Annotated in this window: 17 protein-coding genes; 14 read left to right on the plus strand and 3 right to left on the minus strand. The window is 42.7% G+C overall.

Annotated features, from left to right (window positions below):
- The first annotated feature begins 44 nt into the window (after positions 1 to 44).
- A complete protein-coding gene (locus HT693_RS00800) occupies positions 45 to 944 on the plus strand; it encodes a TDT family transporter (protein ID WP_000735985.1) in 900 nt (299 codons plus the stop codon).
- A gap of 24 nt (positions 945 to 968) precedes the next feature.
- On the opposite strand, the gene serS is transcribed toward HT693_RS00800, so the two are convergent.
- From serS to HT693_RS00815, 3 genes are all read right to left on the minus strand, one after another.
- The gene (gene serS, locus HT693_RS00805) at positions 969 to 2,243 is read right to left on the minus strand and encodes a serine--tRNA ligase (RefSeq protein ID WP_000884228.1); all 1,275 of its coding nucleotides are present in this window, start codon (positions 2,241 to 2,243) and stop codon (positions 969 to 971) included.
- A 213-nt stretch (positions 2,244 to 2,456) separates the two neighbouring features.
- Positions 2,457 to 2,828: a DUF956 family protein gene (locus HT693_RS00810; RefSeq protein ID WP_000079356.1), complete on the minus strand. Its 372-nt coding sequence runs from the start codon at positions 2,826 to 2,828 to the stop codon at positions 2,457 to 2,459.
- A gap of 2 nt (positions 2,829 to 2,830) precedes the next feature.
- Positions 2,831 to 4,195, minus strand: a complete 1,365-nt coding sequence (locus tag HT693_RS00815; RefSeq protein WP_000869644.1) for an aspartate kinase — start codon at positions 4,193 to 4,195, stop codon at positions 2,831 to 2,833.
- Positions 4,196 to 4,519: 324 nt separating this feature from the next.
- Between HT693_RS00815 and HT693_RS00820 the strand changes: the two genes are divergently transcribed.
- The 13 genes from HT693_RS00820 to HT693_RS00880 all read left to right on the plus strand — a co-directional run bounded on the left by HT693_RS00820 (position 4,520) and on the right by HT693_RS00880 (position 15,176).
- Complete coding sequence (locus HT693_RS00820) at positions 4,520 to 5,305, plus strand: enoyl-CoA hydratase (RefSeq protein WP_138704729.1); 786 nt, start codon at positions 4,520 to 4,522, stop codon at positions 5,303 to 5,305.
- Positions 5,306 to 5,398: 93 nt separating this feature from the next.
- On the plus strand, positions 5,399 to 5,833 hold the full coding sequence (locus HT693_RS00825; protein ID WP_000386347.1) for a MarR family transcriptional regulator: 435 nt from the start codon (positions 5,399 to 5,401) through the stop codon (positions 5,831 to 5,833).
- On the plus strand, positions 5,833 to 6,807 hold the full coding sequence (locus HT693_RS00830; protein ID WP_138704728.1) for a beta-ketoacyl-ACP synthase III: 975 nt from the start codon (positions 5,833 to 5,835) through the stop codon (positions 6,805 to 6,807). The genes HT693_RS00825 and HT693_RS00830 overlap by 1 nt, the downstream gene beginning before the upstream one ends.
- A 59-nt stretch (positions 6,808 to 6,866) precedes the next feature.
- Positions 6,867 to 7,091 (plus strand): acyl carrier protein, encoded by a 225-nt coding sequence (locus HT693_RS00835; RefSeq protein WP_138704727.1) that lies wholly within the window; start codon positions 6,867 to 6,869, stop codon positions 7,089 to 7,091.
- Positions 7,092 to 7,313: 222 nt separating this feature from the next.
- Positions 7,314 to 8,288 (plus strand): enoyl-[acyl-carrier-protein] reductase FabK, encoded by a 975-nt coding sequence (gene fabK / locus HT693_RS00840; RefSeq protein ID WP_000857440.1) that lies wholly within the window; start codon positions 7,314 to 7,316, stop codon positions 8,286 to 8,288.
- The gene (fabD, locus tag HT693_RS00845; RefSeq protein WP_138704726.1) at positions 8,281 to 9,201 is read left to right on the plus strand and encodes an ACP S-malonyltransferase; all 921 of its coding nucleotides are present in this window, start codon (positions 8,281 to 8,283) and stop codon (positions 9,199 to 9,201) included. Before fabK ends, fabD begins: the two co-directional genes overlap by 8 nt.
- Positions 9,202 to 9,234: 33 nt before the next feature.
- Positions 9,235 to 9,966, plus strand: a complete 732-nt coding sequence (gene fabG, locus HT693_RS00850; RefSeq protein ID WP_050200973.1) for a 3-oxoacyl-[acyl-carrier-protein] reductase — start codon at positions 9,235 to 9,237, stop codon at positions 9,964 to 9,966.
- 21 nt (positions 9,967 to 9,987) lie between these two features.
- A complete protein-coding gene (gene fabF / locus HT693_RS00855; protein WP_138704725.1) occupies positions 9,988 to 11,223 on the plus strand; it encodes a beta-ketoacyl-ACP synthase II in 1,236 nt (411 codons plus the stop codon).
- 2 nt (positions 11,224 to 11,225) lie between these two features.
- Complete coding sequence (gene accB / locus HT693_RS00860) at positions 11,226 to 11,711, plus strand: acetyl-CoA carboxylase biotin carboxyl carrier protein (protein ID WP_138704724.1); 486 nt, start codon at positions 11,226 to 11,228, stop codon at positions 11,709 to 11,711.
- Entirely contained in the window at positions 11,708 to 12,130 is a 423-nt protein-coding gene (gene fabZ, locus HT693_RS00865) for a 3-hydroxyacyl-ACP dehydratase FabZ (RefSeq protein WP_000565516.1), read from the plus strand. The genes accB and fabZ overlap by 4 nt, the downstream gene beginning before the upstream one ends.
- Positions 12,131 to 12,141: 11 nt before the next feature.
- Positions 12,142 to 13,509, plus strand: a complete 1,368-nt coding sequence (gene accC, locus HT693_RS00870; protein WP_138704723.1) for an acetyl-CoA carboxylase biotin carboxylase subunit — start codon at positions 12,142 to 12,144, stop codon at positions 13,507 to 13,509.
- Positions 13,510 to 13,545: 36 nt separating this feature from the next.
- On the plus strand, positions 13,546 to 14,412 hold the full coding sequence (gene accD / locus HT693_RS00875; RefSeq protein ID WP_138704722.1) for an acetyl-CoA carboxylase, carboxyltransferase subunit beta: 867 nt from the start codon (positions 13,546 to 13,548) through the stop codon (positions 14,410 to 14,412).
- A complete protein-coding gene (locus HT693_RS00880; RefSeq protein ID WP_001017397.1) occupies positions 14,409 to 15,176 on the plus strand; it encodes an acetyl-CoA carboxylase carboxyl transferase subunit alpha in 768 nt (255 codons plus the stop codon). The genes accD and HT693_RS00880 overlap by 4 nt, the downstream gene beginning before the upstream one ends.
- The last annotated feature ends 134 nt before the right edge of the window (positions 15,177 to 15,310 follow it).

Here is a 15,310-nt window from a genome sequence, read left to right on the forward strand (position 1 = left end):
GCTTTTATGCTATACTGAAACTAACATGATTATTGGAGGTTAGGATGAAAAAACTCCCCTTAGTATTTTCAGGTTGTTTGCTAGGTTTGGCAGGAGCTGGAAATCTCGTTTTAGATACGTTGCCGGTTCTGTCCCATCTATTGAGTCTGACAGGTTTGATTTTGTGGATTTACTTTCTGCTTCTGCATCTTTTTAATTGGAAAGAAACCAAGCAAGAGTTGACCAAGCCCCCTCTTTTATCAGGAATGGCCACCTTTCCCATGGCTGGGATGATTTTATCGACCTATGTCTTTCGCGTATTCCCTCATCTTCCTTTGGTTGCGCAAGGACTCTGGTGGTGTTCATTTCTCTTGGATTTGGCCTTGATTGCTGGTTTCACCATCAAGTTTGCTTGTCCAGGTAAGAGAGTCAATGCGACTCCAAGTTGGACTGTTCTCTATGTAGGGATAGCAGTGGCTGCTTTAACCTATCCTCTTGTAGGTATCATCGAAATTGCCTATGCGACCTTGAGTTTTGGTTTTCTCCTAACCTTCTATCTCTATCCGCTTATTTATAGCGATTTAAAGAAAAATCCACTCCCATTAGCCTTGCTTGGGCAAGAAGGTATCTACTGTGCTCCTTTCTCTCTACTCTTGGCTTCCCTAGTTCGAGTTGGAGGAGCCAGCCTACCGACTTGGCTCTTGATTGCCATGATTTTGGCTTCCCAGTTCTTCTTTTTCTTTGTTTTGACTCGCCTGCCCAATATTTTAAAACAAGGCTTTCAACCAGCCTTCTCAGCCCTCACCTTCCCAACCATTATCACAGCTACTTCGCTCAAGATGGCTCAGGGAATTTTGAAACTTCCATTTCTGGATTACCTAGTATTGGCTGAAACCATTATATGCCTAACTATTTTATTCTTTGTACTAGGTGCTTATCTGATTTGGTTACGAAAAAAGGTCTAGCTAGAAATAGCTAAACCTTATTTTTTATGGTTTGATGACCTCAGCTCCACCCATGTATGGACGAAGTGCTTCTGGGATGGTCACGGAACCATCTTCATTTTGGTAGTTTTCAAGAATAGCAGCCACTGTACGTCCAACTGCAAGTCCAGAACCGTTCAAGGTATGGAGCAATTTCACCTTGCCATCTGCTTCATCACGGTAACGGATTTGGGCACGACGGGCTTGGAAATCTTCTGTGTTTGAACAGCTTGAGATTTCACGGTAGGTATTTTGGGCTGGAATCCACACTTCCAAGTCGTAAGTCTTCGCAGATGAGAAGCCCATATCTCCAGTAGAGAGCGCAACGACACGGTATGGAAGGTTAAGTTTTTGAAGAATGTTTTCAGCGTTGGTTGTCATTTTTTCCAATTCTTCGTAAGATTCTTCTGGTTTGGCAAATTTAACCATTTCAACCTTATGGAATTGGTGCAAACGAATCAAGCCACGAGTATCACGACCAGCTGAACCAGCCTCAGAACGGAATGATGGGCTCATAGCAGTGAAATAGATTGGCAGGTCTTTACCGTCAAGGATTTCATCACGGTAGTAGTTTGTCAGAGGAACTTCAGCTGTAGGAATAAGGACGTAATTGCTGTCGCTGAGTTCAAAAGTATCTTCCTTGAATTTTGGATATTGACCAGTCCCAAACATAGAATCGTGGTTAACCATGTAAGGCGTGATGACTTCAGTATAACCTTCTTTGCCATGCTCGTCCAACATAAAGTTGTAGATAGCACGTTCCAAACGAGCACCGAGGCCTTTATAGAAGAGGAAGCGAGCGCCTGTTACCTTGCCACCGCGTTCCCAGTCGAGGATACCAAGGTCTTCACCAAGATCCCAGTGAGCTTTTGGCTCGAAATCGAACTCGCGTGGAGTGCCCCAACGACGAACTTCCACATTGGCATCTTCGTCAGCCCCAATAGGAACGCTGTCAGCAGGGATGTTTGGAAGAGTCGTTGTAAATTCTGTCAATTTAGCATCGATTTCTGCCAATTCAGCATCCAAGGCTTTAACCTCAGCAGATAGAGTTTGCATGGCAGCAATCTTGTCATCTGCATTTTCCTTGTTGCGTTTGGCTTGGGCAATCTCAGCAGAAACTGTGTTGCGTTCAGCCTTGAGAGTTTCAACCTTGACCAAAATATCACGACGTTTAGCATCGATTTCTTTCATCTCGTTTAAGACAGCAGCATCTACACCACGTGTAGCCAATTTTTCTGCGACAGCATCAAAGTCTGTACGAATACGTTTGATATCTAACATAAGAACTCCTTTATGAAAAAAGCACACCTGACAAAGCGTTGGAGTGGCAGGGCCACGGTTCCATCCAACTTCACAGGTGTGCACTTGATTGTGTATGTAATTGTTATTAACGGTAGAATTTCACCTATCCCTCCTATCTGCTCGCAGCATCCGCAGACTTTCTGAAAGAAGAAGATAACCTACTTATCCGTTGCTATGATTATACTAAAGTTTCTACTTTTTTGCAAATAGATTTTTAAATTTTTGACCAATTGTCTGAATCAGGGTCGGAAGTTTGATGACCTTGTCATTACCCAGTTTTTCACGAGCAATTTTGAGAATGGCACCTGAGTCTTTTGAAGCAAAGAGGAATTTTCCTTTGTCTGTAAAGACTTCGAAGTGGCGACTGATTTTCCGCCCAGTGACATTGGCTCCAATTTGGTTGATATGGCTCCAAGGAATCTGGATAAATTGTTCAACATTGACATCGGGGTAAAATTCCAAAGCCTGATCTCCGACAAGGAATTTCCCAACTTTCCCAGCGATAGAGAGGTAGGAAGTGCCTGTCGTACTGAGGAGTACTGTTTTGTTAAGTGATTGAGCCATGCTTAGTCTTCCTTACTTTCTCCAAAAAAGGCATTGTAGAGGGCTTTAATTGCTGCTTTCTCTTGGTCTTTATTGACAACAAACATAATAGAAACTTCACTAGAACCTTGAGACATCATCTGGATGTTGATTTTGTTTTCAGATAGAGCGCGTGTCGCAGTAGCAGTCACTCCGATATGGCTCTTCATTTTTTCACCAACAATCATAATGATAGAAAGGTCGTGTTCGATTTCTGCATGATCTACTTTAGCCTTTTGAACCAACTGACGCAGGATTTCTTCTTCCTTGATGGGAGTTAGTTCGCGAGAACGGAGAATGATAGAAAGATTGTCGATACCTGTTGGCATATGTTCCCAACCGATGTTAAGTTCTTCCAGGATTTGCAGAACCTTGCGGCCAAATCCAACCTCACGGTTCATGAGGTATTTCGACATGTTAATGCTGACAAAGCCTGAGTCACCAGCAATTCCCACAACTGGAAATTCATCACTACTGTGTTTTAGAACGATACGAGTACCCGGATGGTCAGGGTTGTTGGTATTCTTGATAACCAGAGGAATTTTTCCACGGTAGGCAGGAAGAAGAGCCTCGTCATGAAGGACTGAGAAGCCTGCATAGGCCAACTCGCGCATTTCACGGTAGGTTAACTTAGGAATCGAGTGTGGTTGGTGAATGATTCCAGGGTGGGCTGCAAAGATACCATCAACGTCCGTAAAGTTTTCATAGAGGTCGGCTTTTACACCGGCAGCAATGATAGAACCTGTAATGTCTGATCCTCCACGTGAGAAAGTACAGATTTGATTTTCCTTAGTGACACCAAAGAAACCAGGAATGACAAGGACTTCATTGGTGTTTGTCAATTCTTCAATCTTGTCATAACTTGATGGAATGATGCGAGCGTGACCAGGTTCACTTGTGACCACAATCCCAGCTTCTCTAGGGTGCATATAGCGTGCATCGATACCATTTTGGTTAAAGTAGGCAGCAATCAATTTGGCATTGTTATTTTCACCGGCTGCTAGGAAAGTATCGTAGAGAAATTCATTTTCTTCAATAGGAAGAGTGGCCAAGGCGTGAATGCTTTTAGAAATTTTTTCTAGCACAGCTGGTTTTAGTCCCAATTCACTAACCATAGCAGCATAGCGGTCGATAATCCAGCTTTGGCTCTTGCTAATATCGTTACCCGCAACATAGTCGCGGTAGTATTTAATCAGGGCATCCGTAACCTTAGTATCTTCAGCATTGCGTTTACCAGGCGCAGAAACGACTACAAAACGACGCTCTGAATCGCTTTTAACGATGTTTAAAACTTTTTCTAATTGACCAGCAGAGGCAAGAGAGCTACCTCCAAATTTAACAACTTTCATAAGAACTCCTAAAGTAAGTATTTTATACGATTATAGCAGAAAGAAAGGCTTTTTTCAATGAAGAAAATAAGATGCTTTATAGGATAAAGCGCGCCTTTCTTATCGGCTGAGACACTTTCAGTCGATTTTTTCTTGCTTTCTGCTCCTAAAAAAGATATACTTTGAAAATAAAATAATTCAATACTCAATGAAAATCAAAGAGCAAACTAGGAAGCTAGCCGTAGTCAGCTCAAAGCACTGCTTTGAGGTTGCAGATGGAAGTTGACGTAGTTTGAAGAGATTTTCGAAGAGTATAAACTGCTTATAAAATAAAAAGGAGTCCAGATGGAACATATTATTTATCAGCTTGAAGAGGATTTGGCAATTATTACTTTAAACCGTCCTGAGGTCGCAAATGGTTTTCATATTCCCATGTGTGAGGAGATTTTAGAAGCTCTGACTTTGGCAGAAGAAAATCCAGCTGTGCATTTTATCTTAATCAATGCCAATGGAAAGGTCTTCTCAGTTGGGGGAGATTTGGTAGAGATGAAGCGGGCAGTGGATGAGGATGATATTCCATCATTGACAAAAATCGCAGAGTTGGTCAATACGATTTCTTATAAAATCAAGCAAATAGCCAAACCTGTTTTAATGGAAGTTGACGGTGCTGTTGCAGGTGCCGCAGCCAATATGGCTGTTGCGGCAGATTTCTGTTTGGCGACGGATAAGGCTAAGTTTATCCAAGCCTTTGTTGGTGTTGGTTTGGCTCCAGATGCAGGGGGAATTCATCTCTTGAGCCGTAGTATCGGTGTGACGCGTGCTGCTCAATTAGCTATAACAGGAGAGGCTTTAACGGCAGAAAAAGCCCTAGAATGGGGGGTGGTTTACCGCGTTTCTGAAGCTGAAAAACTTGAAAAGACGAGAGAACAGCTTCTTAAAAAGTTAAGACGTGGTTCAAGTAATTCCTATGCTGCCATTAAGAAGTTGGTTTGGGAGAGCCAATTTAAAGACTGGCAGGGTTACGCTACTTTAGAACTGAACCTACAGAAATCCTTAGCTCAAACAGAGGATTTCAAAGAAGGAGTGCGAGCTCATTCGGAGAGAAGAAGACCTAAATTTACAGGAAAATAAAAAATACTTGCATCATTCTTTGAATTTTGATATAATTCTTTCTGTCAAATATTTTGATTGTAAAAGTTTTTTGAAGAAGGAGGGATATGAAAAATGGACTACCAACGAATCAATGAATATTTAACATCTATATTTAACAATGTCCTTGTAATTGAGGAAGTGAACTTGAGAGGTAGTCGTTTTAAGGATATCTCCATCAAAGAAATGCATACGATTGATGTCATCGGTAAGGCTCCAGACGTGACTCCAAGTCAAGTGTCAAAAGAGTTGATGGTAACTCTTGGAACTGTTACGACAAGTTTGAACAATTTAGAGCGTAAGGGCTACATTGAGCGAGTTCGGTCAGAACAGGATCGTCGTGTGGTGCATCTGCATTTGACAAAGAAGGGTCGCTTGATTCATAGGCTGCATAAACGCTTCCACAAGGCCATGGTAGAAAAAATTATTGATGGCATGAGCGAGGAAGAAATTGCTGTCATGGGTAAAGGTTTGACTAATCTTTACCAATTTTTGGAGGATTTGAAATAATGGCTTTTGCAAAAATAAGTCAGGTTGCTCATTATGTGCCAGAGCAAGTGGTTACAAATCACGACTTGGCTCAGATTATGGATACCAATGATGAGTGGATTTCAAGTCGAACGGGAATACGACAAAGGCATATTTCAAGAACAGAATCTACCAGTGATTTGGCTACAGAGGTTGCTAAGAAACTGATGGCAAAAGCTGGAATAACAGGAGAAGAACTGGATTTTATCATCCTAGCTACCATTACTCCAGATTCGATGATGCCCTCTACAGCTGCTCGTGTTCAAGCTAATATTGGTGCTAATAAAGCCTTTGCTTTTGACTTAACCGCGGCTTGCAGTGGATTTGTATTTGCTCTTTCAACTGCTGAAAAGTTTATCTCTTCTGGTCGCTTTCAAAAAGGCTTGGTGATTGGTAGTGAAACCCTCTCTAAGGCAGTCGATTGGTCGGATCGATCAACAGCTGTGTTGTTTGGAGATGGTGCTGGTGGTGTCTTGTTAGAAGCTAGCGAGCAAGAGCATTTCTTAGCTGAGAGTCTCAATAGCGATGGAAGTCGCAGCGAGTGTTTAACTTATGGGCATTCAGGTTTGCATTCTCCATTTTCAGATCAAGAAAGTGCAGATTCATTGTTGAAGATGGATGGACGCGCAGTCTTTGATTTTGCCATTCGAGATGTAGCCAAGTCTATCAAGCAGACTATTGAAGAATCTCCTATAGAGGCGACAGACTTGGATTATCTGCTATTGCATCAGGCTAATATCCGTATTTTGGATAAGATGGCTAGAAAAATTGGTGTTGACCGAGACAAACTTCCAGCCAATATGATGGAATATGGCAATACCAGTGCAGCCAGTATCCCGATTTTACTTTCAGAGTGTGTAGAACAAGGTCTCATCCCTTTAGATGGTAGCCAGACTGTTCTTCTATCAGGCTTCGGTGGAGGCTTGACCTGGGGCACGCTCATTCTTACAATTTAGGTAATCATGTGGTGAACACATTGTTATAAAAAAACTATTTATTTTAAAGGAGTCCTATCATGGCAGTATTTGAAAAAGTACAAGAAATTATCGTTGAAGAACTTGGAAAAGACGCATCAGAAGTAACACTTGAATCAACTTTTGATGATTTGGACGCAGATTCATTGGACTTGTTCCAAGTAATCTCAGAAATCGAAGATGCTTTTGATATCCAAATCGAAGCAGAAAATGACTTGAAAACAGTTGGTGACTTGGTTGCCTACGTTGAAGAGCAAACAAAATAATACTCAATGAAAATCAAAGAGCAAACTAGGAAGCTAGCCGCAGGCTGTACTTGAGTACGGCAAGGTGACGCTGACGTGGTTTGAATTTGATTTTCGAAGAGTATAAGCAGAATATAGATAGAAGGAGTAGGGAAACCCACTCCCTCTTGTTTAGGTAATAGTTTGACTGTCAAATTATGGTGAAATCGAACTATTACGTAAGCAAGGAAGGTTGGAGGCACTATGAAAACGCGTATTACAGAATTATTGAACATTGATTATCCTATTTTCCAAGGAGGAATGGCTTGGGTTGCTGATGGTGATTTGGCAGGAGCTGTTTCCAAGGCTGGAGGACTAGGCATTATCGGTGGTGGGAATGCACCGAAAGAAGTCGTCAAGGCCAATATTGACAAGATCAAATCGTTGACGGATAAACCCTTCGGTGTCAACATCATGCTCTTGTCTCCCTTTGTGGAAGATATTGTAGACCTCGTTATCGAGGAAGGTGTTAAGGTAGTGACAACAGGCGCAGGAAATCCTGGAAAATACATGGAACGCTTCCATGAAGCTGGGATCACGGTTATTCCAGTTGTACCAAGCGTTGCCCTAGCTAAACGAATGGAAAAAATTGGTGCGGACGCTGTTATCGCAGAAGGAATGGAAGCTGGGGGGCATATCGGTAAATTAACAACCATGACCTTGGTGCGTCAAGTGGCGGCAGCTGTATCTATTCCTGTTATTGCGGCAGGAGGGATTGCGGATGGTGAAGGTGCTGCGGCTGGCTTTATGCTAGGTGCAGAGGCTGTTCAGGTTGGAACTCGTTTTGTCGTTGCCAAAGAGTCTAATGCACATCCAAATTACAAGGCCAAGATTTTAAAAGCTAGAGATATTGATACTACGATTTCAGCTCAACACTTTGGCCATGCTGTTCGTGCTATTAAAAATCAATTGACTCGTGATTTTGAAAAAGCTGAGAAAGATGCCTTTAAACAGGAAAATCCTGATTTAGAAATCTTTGAACAAATGGGAGCAGGTGCCCTAGCCAAAGCGGTTGTTCACGGAGATGTGGATGGTGGGTCTGTTATGGCAGGTCAAATTGCAGGGCTTGTTTCCAAAGAAGAAACCGTTGAAGAAATCCTAAAAGATTTGTACTATGGAGCAGCTAAGAAAATACAAGAAGAAGCCTCTCGTTGGGCAGGAGTTGTAAGAAATGACTAAAACAGCCTTTTTATTTGCTGGCCAAGGTTCCCAGTATCTAGGGATGGGACGGGATCTCTATGATCACTACCCGATTGTCAAAGAAACGATTGATCAAGCGAGTCAGGTACTCGGTTATGATTTGCGTCATCTCATCGATACGGAAGAAGACAAACTCAATCAGACCCGCTATACGCAACCAGCTATTTTAGCAACTTCAGTTGCTATTTACCATTTGTTGCAAGAAAAGGGCTATCAACCTGATATGGTTGCTGGTTTGTCTCTTGGAGAATACTCTGCCTTGGTGGCCAGCGGTGCCTTGGATTTTGAAGATGCGGTTGCCTTGGTAGCTAAGCGTGGATTCTATATGGAAGAAGCGGCCCCTGCTGGTTCTGGCAAGATGGTAGCAGTTCTCAATACGCCAGTAGAGGTTATTGAAGAAGTCTGTCGAAAAGCTTCTGAACTTGGAGTGGTTACTCCAGCCAACTATAACACACCTGCACAAATCGTCATTGCTGGAGAAGTGGTTGCAGTTGATCGAGCGGTTGAACTTTTGCAAGAAGCAGGTGCCAAACGCTTGATTCCTCTCAAGGTGTCAGGTCCCTTTCACACCGCTCTCCTTGAGCCTGCTAGCCAGAAACTAGCTGAAACTCTAGCTCGGGTAAGTTTTTCAGATTTTACTTGTCCCCTAGTCGGCAATACAGAAGCTGCTGTGATGCAAAAAGAGGACATTGCTCAGCTCTTGACGCGTCAGGTCAAGGAACCCGTTCGTTTCTATGAAAGTATTGGGGTCATGCAAGAAGCAGGCATAAGCAACTTTATCGAGATTGGACCGGGGAAAGTCTTGTCAGGCTTTGTTAAAAAAATTGATCAAACTGCTCACTTAGCTCATGTGGAAGATCAAGCGAGTTTAGTAGCACTTTTAGAGAAATAGGCTAAAATAAGTAGAAGTTTTGAAAGGAAAAAAATGAAACTAGAACATAAAAATATCTTTATTACAGGTTCGAGTCGTGGAATTGGTCTTGCCATCGCCCACAAGTTTGCTCAAGTAGGAGCCAACATTGTCTTAAACAGTCGTGGGGCAATCTCAGAAGAATTGCTCGCTGAGTTTTCAAACTATGGTATCAAGGTGGTTCCCATTTCAGGAGATGTATCAGATTTTGCAGACGCTAAGCGTATGATTGATCAAGCTATTGCAGAACTGGGTTCAGTAGATGTTTTGGTCAACAATGCAGGGATCACCCAAGATACTCTTATGCTTAAGATGACAGAAGCAGATTTTGAAAAAGTGCTCAAGGTCAATCTGACTGGTGCCTTTAATATGACACAATCAGTCTTGAAACCGATGATGAAAGCCAGAGAAGGTGCTATCATTAATATGTCTAGTGTTGTTGGTTTGATGGGGAATATTGGTCAAGCTAACTATGCTGCTTCTAAGGCTGGCTTGATTGGCTTTACCAAGTCTGTGGCACGCGAAGTCGCTAGTCGGAATATACGAGTCAATGTGATTGCTCCAGGAATGATTGAGTCTGATATGACCGCTATCTTATCAGATAAGATTAAGGAAGCTACACTAGCTCAGATTCCGATGAAAGAATTTGGGCAGGCAGAGCAGGTTGCAGATTTGACAGTATTTTTAGCAGGCCAAGATTATCTAACTGGTCAAGTGGTTGCCATTGATGGTGGCTTAAGTATGTAGCGAAAGCTAGAGGTGAAAAGAATGAAACTAAATCGAGTAGTGGTAACAGGTTATGGAGTAACATCTCCAATTGGAAATACACCAGAAGAATTTTGGAATAGTTTAGCAACTGGGAAAATCGGCATTGGTGTCATTACAAAATTTGATCATAGTGACTTTGATGTGCATAATGCGGCAGAAATCCAAGATTTTCCGTTCGATAAATACTTTATAAAAAAAGATACCAACCGTTTTGATAACTATTCTTTATATGCCTTGTATGCAGCCCAAGAGGCTGTAAATCATGCCAATCTTGATGTAGAGGCTCTTAATAGGGATCGTTTTGGTGTTATCGTTGCATCTGGTATTGGTGGAATCAAGGAAATTGAAGATCAGGTACTTCGCCTTCATGAAAAAGGACCCAAACGTGTCAAACCAATGACTCTTCCAAAAGCTTTACCAAATATGGCTTCTGGGAATGTAGCCATGCGTTTTGGTGCAAACGGTGTTTGTAAATCTATCAATACTGCCTGCTCTTCATCAAATGATGCGATTGGGGATGCCTTCCGCTCCATTAAGTTTGGTTTCCAAGATGTGATGTTGGTGGGAGGAACAGAAGCTTCTATCACACCTTTTGCCATCGCTGGTTTCCAAGCCTTAACAGCTCTCTCTACTACAGAGGATCCAACTCGTGCTTCGATCCCATTTGATAAGGATCGCAATGGGTTTGTTATGGGTGAAGGTTCAGGGATGTTGGTTCTAGAAAGTCTTGAACACGCTGAAAAACGTGGAGCTACTATCCTGGCTGAAGTGGTTGGTTACGGAAATACTTGTGATGCCTACCACATGACTTCTCCACATCCAGAAGGTCAGGGAGCTATCAAGGCCATCAAACTAGCCTTGGAAGAAGCTGAGATTTCTCCAGAGCAAGTAGCCTATGTCAATGCTCACGGAACGTCAACTCCTGCCAATGAAAAAGGAGAAAGTGGAGCTATCGTAGCTGTTCTTGGTAAGGAAGTACCTGTATCATCAACCAAGTCTTTTACAGGACATTTGCTGGGGGCTGCGGGTGCAGTAGAAGCTATCGTCACCATCGAAGCTATGCGTCATAACTTTGTACCAATGACAGCTGGGACAAGTGAAGTATCAGATTATATCGAAGCTAATGTCGTTTATGGACAAGGCTTGGAGAAAGAAATTCCATACGCTATTTCAAATACTTTTGGTTTTGGAGGCCACAATGCAGTTCTTGCTTTCAAACGTTGGGAGAATAGATAAGTATGAATTTAAATGATATTAAAGACTTGATGACTCAATTTGACCAGTCAAGTTTGAGAGAATTTTCTTATAAAAATGGGACGGATGAGTTGCAGTTTAGCAAGAATGAAGCGAGACCTGTGCCTGAAGTTGCAACTCAAGTCGCTCCAGCACCTGTTCTAGCAACACCAAGTCCAGTAGCTTCTACATCTGCTCCAGCAGAAACTGTAGCAGAAGAAGTTCCAGCTCCAGCTGAAGCAAGTGTGGCTACTGAGGGAAATCTTGTAGAGAGTCCACTTGTTGGAGTGGTTTACTTGGCTGCTGGACCAGATAAACCTGCCTTCGTTACAGTTGGTGATAGTGTCAAAAAAGGTCAAACATTGGTCATTATCGAAGCCATGAAAGTCATGAATGAAATCCCAGCTCCTAAGGATGGTGTGGTAACGGAAATTCTCGTCTCTAACGAGGAAATGGTTGAGTTTGGTAAAGGATTGGTACGTATCAAATGATCGATATTCAAGGAATCAAAGAAGCCCTTCCCCACCGTTATCCTATGCTTCTAGTGGACCGTGTCTTGGAAGTGAGCGAGGATACCATTGTTGCTATCAAAAATGTGACCATTAACGAGCCTTTCTTTAACGGCCACTTTCCTCAATACCCAGTTATGCCAGGTGTTCTGATTATGGAAGCCTTGGCGCAAACTGCTGGTGTGTTGGAGTTATCAAAACCTGAAAATAAAGGAAAACTGGTCTTTTACGCTGGTATGGACAAGGTTAAGTTCAAGAAGCAAGTTGTACCAGGCGACCAATTGGTTATGACAGCGACTTTTGTAAAACGTCGTAGCACCATAGCTGTGGTTGAAGCAAAGGCTGAAGTGGATGGCAAGCTTGCAGCCAGTGGTATCCTTACTTTTGCAATTGGGAACTAAGGAGGTTCTCCATGTTTCGAAAAATTTTAATTGCCAATCGTGGTGAAATTGCGGTTCGTATTATCCGTGCGGCACGTGAATTGGGGATTGCGACGGTAGCGGTTTATTCAACTGCTGATAAGGAAGCTCTTCATACGCTTTTGGCAGATGAAGCAGTTTGTATTGGTCCTGGCAAGGCAACAGAGTCTTATCTCAATATTAATGCAGTTCTATCAGCTGCAGTCTTGACTGAGGCAGAAGCTATTCACCCTGGTTTTGGATTTCTCAGTGAAAATTCCAAATTTGCGACCATGTGTGAAGAAGTAGGTATCAAGTTTATCGGTCCATCTGGTCATGTTATGGATATGATGGGGGATAAGATCAATGCGCGTGCTCAGATGATTAAAGCAGGTGTGCCTGTTATACCAGGTTCAGATGGAGAAGTGCATAACTCTGAAGAAGCTTTGATTGTTGCTGAAAAAATTGGCTATCCTGTTATGCTCAAGGCTTCAGCAGGTGGAGGTGGTAAAGGGATTCGTAAGGTTGAAAAACCAGATGACCTCGTTTCTGCCTTTGAAACTGCCTCTAGTGAGGCCAAGGCCAATTATGTCAATGGTGCCATGTACATAGAACGGGTTATCTATCCAGCTCGGCACATTGAGGTTCAAATCCTAGGTGATGAGCATGGACATGTGATTCACTTGGGTGAACGGGATTGTTCTCTTCAAAGGAATAACCAAAAGGTTTTGGAAGAAAGTCCCTCGATTGCAATCGGAAAAACGCTGCGTCATGAAATAGGTGCTGCTGCTGTTCGAGCGGCAGAGTTTGTTGGCTATGAGAATGCAGGAACCATTGAATTTCTTCTTGATGAAGCAAGTAGCAATTTCTATTTCATGGAGATGAATACTCGTGTTCAGGTAGAACATCCAGTAACAGAGTTTGTTTCAGGTGTGGATATCGTTAAGGAACAGATTTGCATTGCGGCAGGTCAGCCTTTGTCTGTTAAGCAAGAAGATATTGTCCTACGCGGTCATGCCATCGAGTGTCGTATCAATGCAGAAAACCCAGCCTTTAACTTTGCTCCAAGTCCAGGTAAGATTACTAATCTCTATCTGCCAAGTGGTGGAGTTGGCTTGCGCGTGGATTCAGCAGTTTATCCAGGTTATACCATTCCGCCTTATTATGATAGTATGATTGCCAAAATCATAGTACACGGCGAAAATCGTTTTGACGCCTTGATGAAAATGCAACGTGCCCTATATGAATTAGAGATTGAAGGGGTGCAGACCAATGCAGATTTCCAGCTTGACCTCATTTCAGATCGCAATGTCATTGCTGGAGATTACGATACTTCCTTCTTGATGGAAACCTTCTTACCTAAATATCAAGAAAAAGAATAAAATGACTTTAAGAGTTTAAACCGAAAAGGGGAATCAATGGCTCTATTTAGTAAAAAAGATAAGTATATTCGAATCAATCCCAATCGTTCGGTTAGGGAAAAACCTCAAGCTAAGCCAGAGGTTCCAGATGAATTATTCTCCCAGTGTCCGGGTTGTAAGCATACCATTTATCAGAAGGATCTGGGAAGTGAGCGTATCTGTCCGCACTGTAGCTATACCTTTCGTATTTCTGCTCAAGAACGCTTGGCTTTGATGATTGATATGGGAACCTTCAAGGAATTGTTTACAGGGATTGAAAGCAAGGATCCCTTGCATTTCCCTGATTATCAAAAGAAACTAGCAACTATGCGTGAAAAAACAGGTCTGGATGAAGCCGTTGTGACAGGAACAGCTCTTATAAAAGGTCAGACTGTGGCTCTTGGGATTATGGATTCTAACTTTATCATGGCTTCTATGGGTACGGTTGTAGGTGAAAAAATCACTCGTTTGTTTGAGTATGCGACTGTCGAAAAATTGCCAGTTGTCCTCTTCACAGCCTCTGGTGGAGCCCGTATGCAGGAAGGAATCATGAGTCTCATGCAGATGGCTAAGATCTCTGCGGCGGTTAAACGCCATTCAAATGCTGGTCTCTTTTACCTGACCATTTTGACAGATCCAACGACTGGTGGTGTGACAGCTTCTTTCGCTATGGAAGGCGATATCATTCTGGCTGAACCACAGAGCTTGGTTGGTTTTGCTGGGCGTCGTGTCATTGAAAATACGGTTCGTGAAAGCTTGCCTGAGGATTTCCAAAAGGCAGAATTCCTATTAGAACATGGCTTTGTGGATGCTATTGTCAAAAGAAGAGACTTACCAGATATGATTGCTAGCCTAGTCAGATTGCATGGAGGGAGTCCTAGATGAATATTGCAAAAATAGTCAGAGAAGCGCGTGAGCAGAGTCGCTTGACAACCTTGGACTTTGCGACAGGCATTTTTGATGAATTTATCCAATTACATGGTGACCGTTCTTTTCGTGATGATGGTGCAGTTGTTGGTGGTATTGGTTGGCTTGGAGACCAAGCTGTAACAGTGGTTGGTATCCAAAAAGGCAAGAGTTTGCAAGACAACCTCAAACGGAATTTTGGCCAACCACATCCAGAAGGCTACCGAAAGGCACTGCGGTTGATGAAACAGGCTGAGAAATTTGGCCGTCCAGTTGTGACCTTTATCAATACAGCAGGTGCTTATCCTGGTGTCGGAGCGGAAGAACGTGGACAGGGAGAAGCTATTGCTCGCAATCTCATGGAAATGAGTGATTTGAAAGTTCCTATTATTGCCATCATTATCGGTGAAGGTGGTTCAGGTGGGGCTCTGGCTCTAGCCGTTGCGGACCGTGTTTGGATGCTGGAAAATTCTATCTATGCTATTCTCAGTCCAGAAGGCTTTGCTTCCATTTTATGGAAGGACGGAACTCGTGCCATGGAAGCAGCAGAACTGATGAAAATCACTTCCCATGAACTGTTAGAAATGGACGTGGTGGACAAGGTGATTTCTGAAGCAGGACTTTCTAGTAAAGAACTGATTAAGAGTGTCAAGAAAGAACTTCAAGCTGAGCTGGCTAGACTTTCACAAAAACCGCTAGAAGAGTTGCTGGAAGAACGCTATCAACGATTTAGAAAATACTAATACCTCAGAATACGCAAAAACTAGAACTGGCAGTTAGTTCTAGTTTTTATGTGCTTCTTATACTCAATGAAAATCAAAGAGCCAACTAGGAAACTAGCCGCAGGCTGCTCAAAACACTGCTTTGAGGTTGTAGA

This window comes from Streptococcus sp. 2154, assembly GCF_013277255.1.
Lineage (GTDB): Bacteria > Bacillota > Bacilli > Lactobacillales > Streptococcaceae > Streptococcus > Streptococcus pseudopneumoniae.

Excerpts from the sequence above, each read along its gene's own strand:
- HT693_RS00800 (WP_000735985.1), top strand. The coding sequence starts at position 45 with ATGAAAAAACTCCCCTTAGTATTTTCAGGTTGTTTGCTAGGTTTGGCA.
- serS (WP_000884228.1), bottom strand. The coding sequence starts at position 2,243 with ATGTTAGATATCAAACGTATTCGTACAGACTTTGATGCTGTCGCAGAA.
- HT693_RS00810 (WP_000079356.1), bottom strand. The coding sequence starts at position 2,828 with ATGGCTCAATCACTTAACAAAACAGTACTCCTCAGTACGACAGGCACT.
- HT693_RS00815 (WP_000869644.1), bottom strand. The coding sequence starts at position 4,195 with ATGAAAGTTGTTAAATTTGGAGGTAGCTCTCTTGCCTCTGCTGGTCAA.
- HT693_RS00820 (WP_138704729.1), top strand. The coding sequence starts at position 4,520 with ATGGAACATATTATTTATCAGCTTGAAGAGGATTTGGCAATTATTACT.
- HT693_RS00825 (WP_000386347.1), top strand. The coding sequence starts at position 5,399 with ATGGACTACCAACGAATCAATGAATATTTAACATCTATATTTAACAAT.
- HT693_RS00830 (WP_138704728.1), top strand. The coding sequence starts at position 5,833 with ATGGCTTTTGCAAAAATAAGTCAGGTTGCTCATTATGTGCCAGAGCAA.
- HT693_RS00835 (WP_138704727.1), top strand. The coding sequence starts at position 6,867 with ATGGCAGTATTTGAAAAAGTACAAGAAATTATCGTTGAAGAACTTGGA.
- fabK (WP_000857440.1), top strand. The coding sequence starts at position 7,314 with ATGAAAACGCGTATTACAGAATTATTGAACATTGATTATCCTATTTTC.
- fabD (WP_138704726.1), top strand. The coding sequence starts at position 8,281 with ATGACTAAAACAGCCTTTTTATTTGCTGGCCAAGGTTCCCAGTATCTA.
- fabG (WP_050200973.1), top strand. The coding sequence starts at position 9,235 with ATGAAACTAGAACATAAAAATATCTTTATTACAGGTTCGAGTCGTGGA.
- fabF (WP_138704725.1), top strand. The coding sequence starts at position 9,988 with ATGAAACTAAATCGAGTAGTGGTAACAGGTTATGGAGTAACATCTCCA.
- accB (WP_138704724.1), top strand. The coding sequence starts at position 11,226 with ATGAATTTAAATGATATTAAAGACTTGATGACTCAATTTGACCAGTCA.
- fabZ (WP_000565516.1), top strand. The coding sequence starts at position 11,708 with ATGATCGATATTCAAGGAATCAAAGAAGCCCTTCCCCACCGTTATCCT.
- accC (WP_138704723.1), top strand. The coding sequence starts at position 12,142 with ATGTTTCGAAAAATTTTAATTGCCAATCGTGGTGAAATTGCGGTTCGT.
- accD (WP_138704722.1), top strand. The coding sequence starts at position 13,546 with ATGGCTCTATTTAGTAAAAAAGATAAGTATATTCGAATCAATCCCAAT.
- HT693_RS00880 (WP_001017397.1), top strand. The coding sequence starts at position 14,409 with ATGAATATTGCAAAAATAGTCAGAGAAGCGCGTGAGCAGAGTCGCTTG.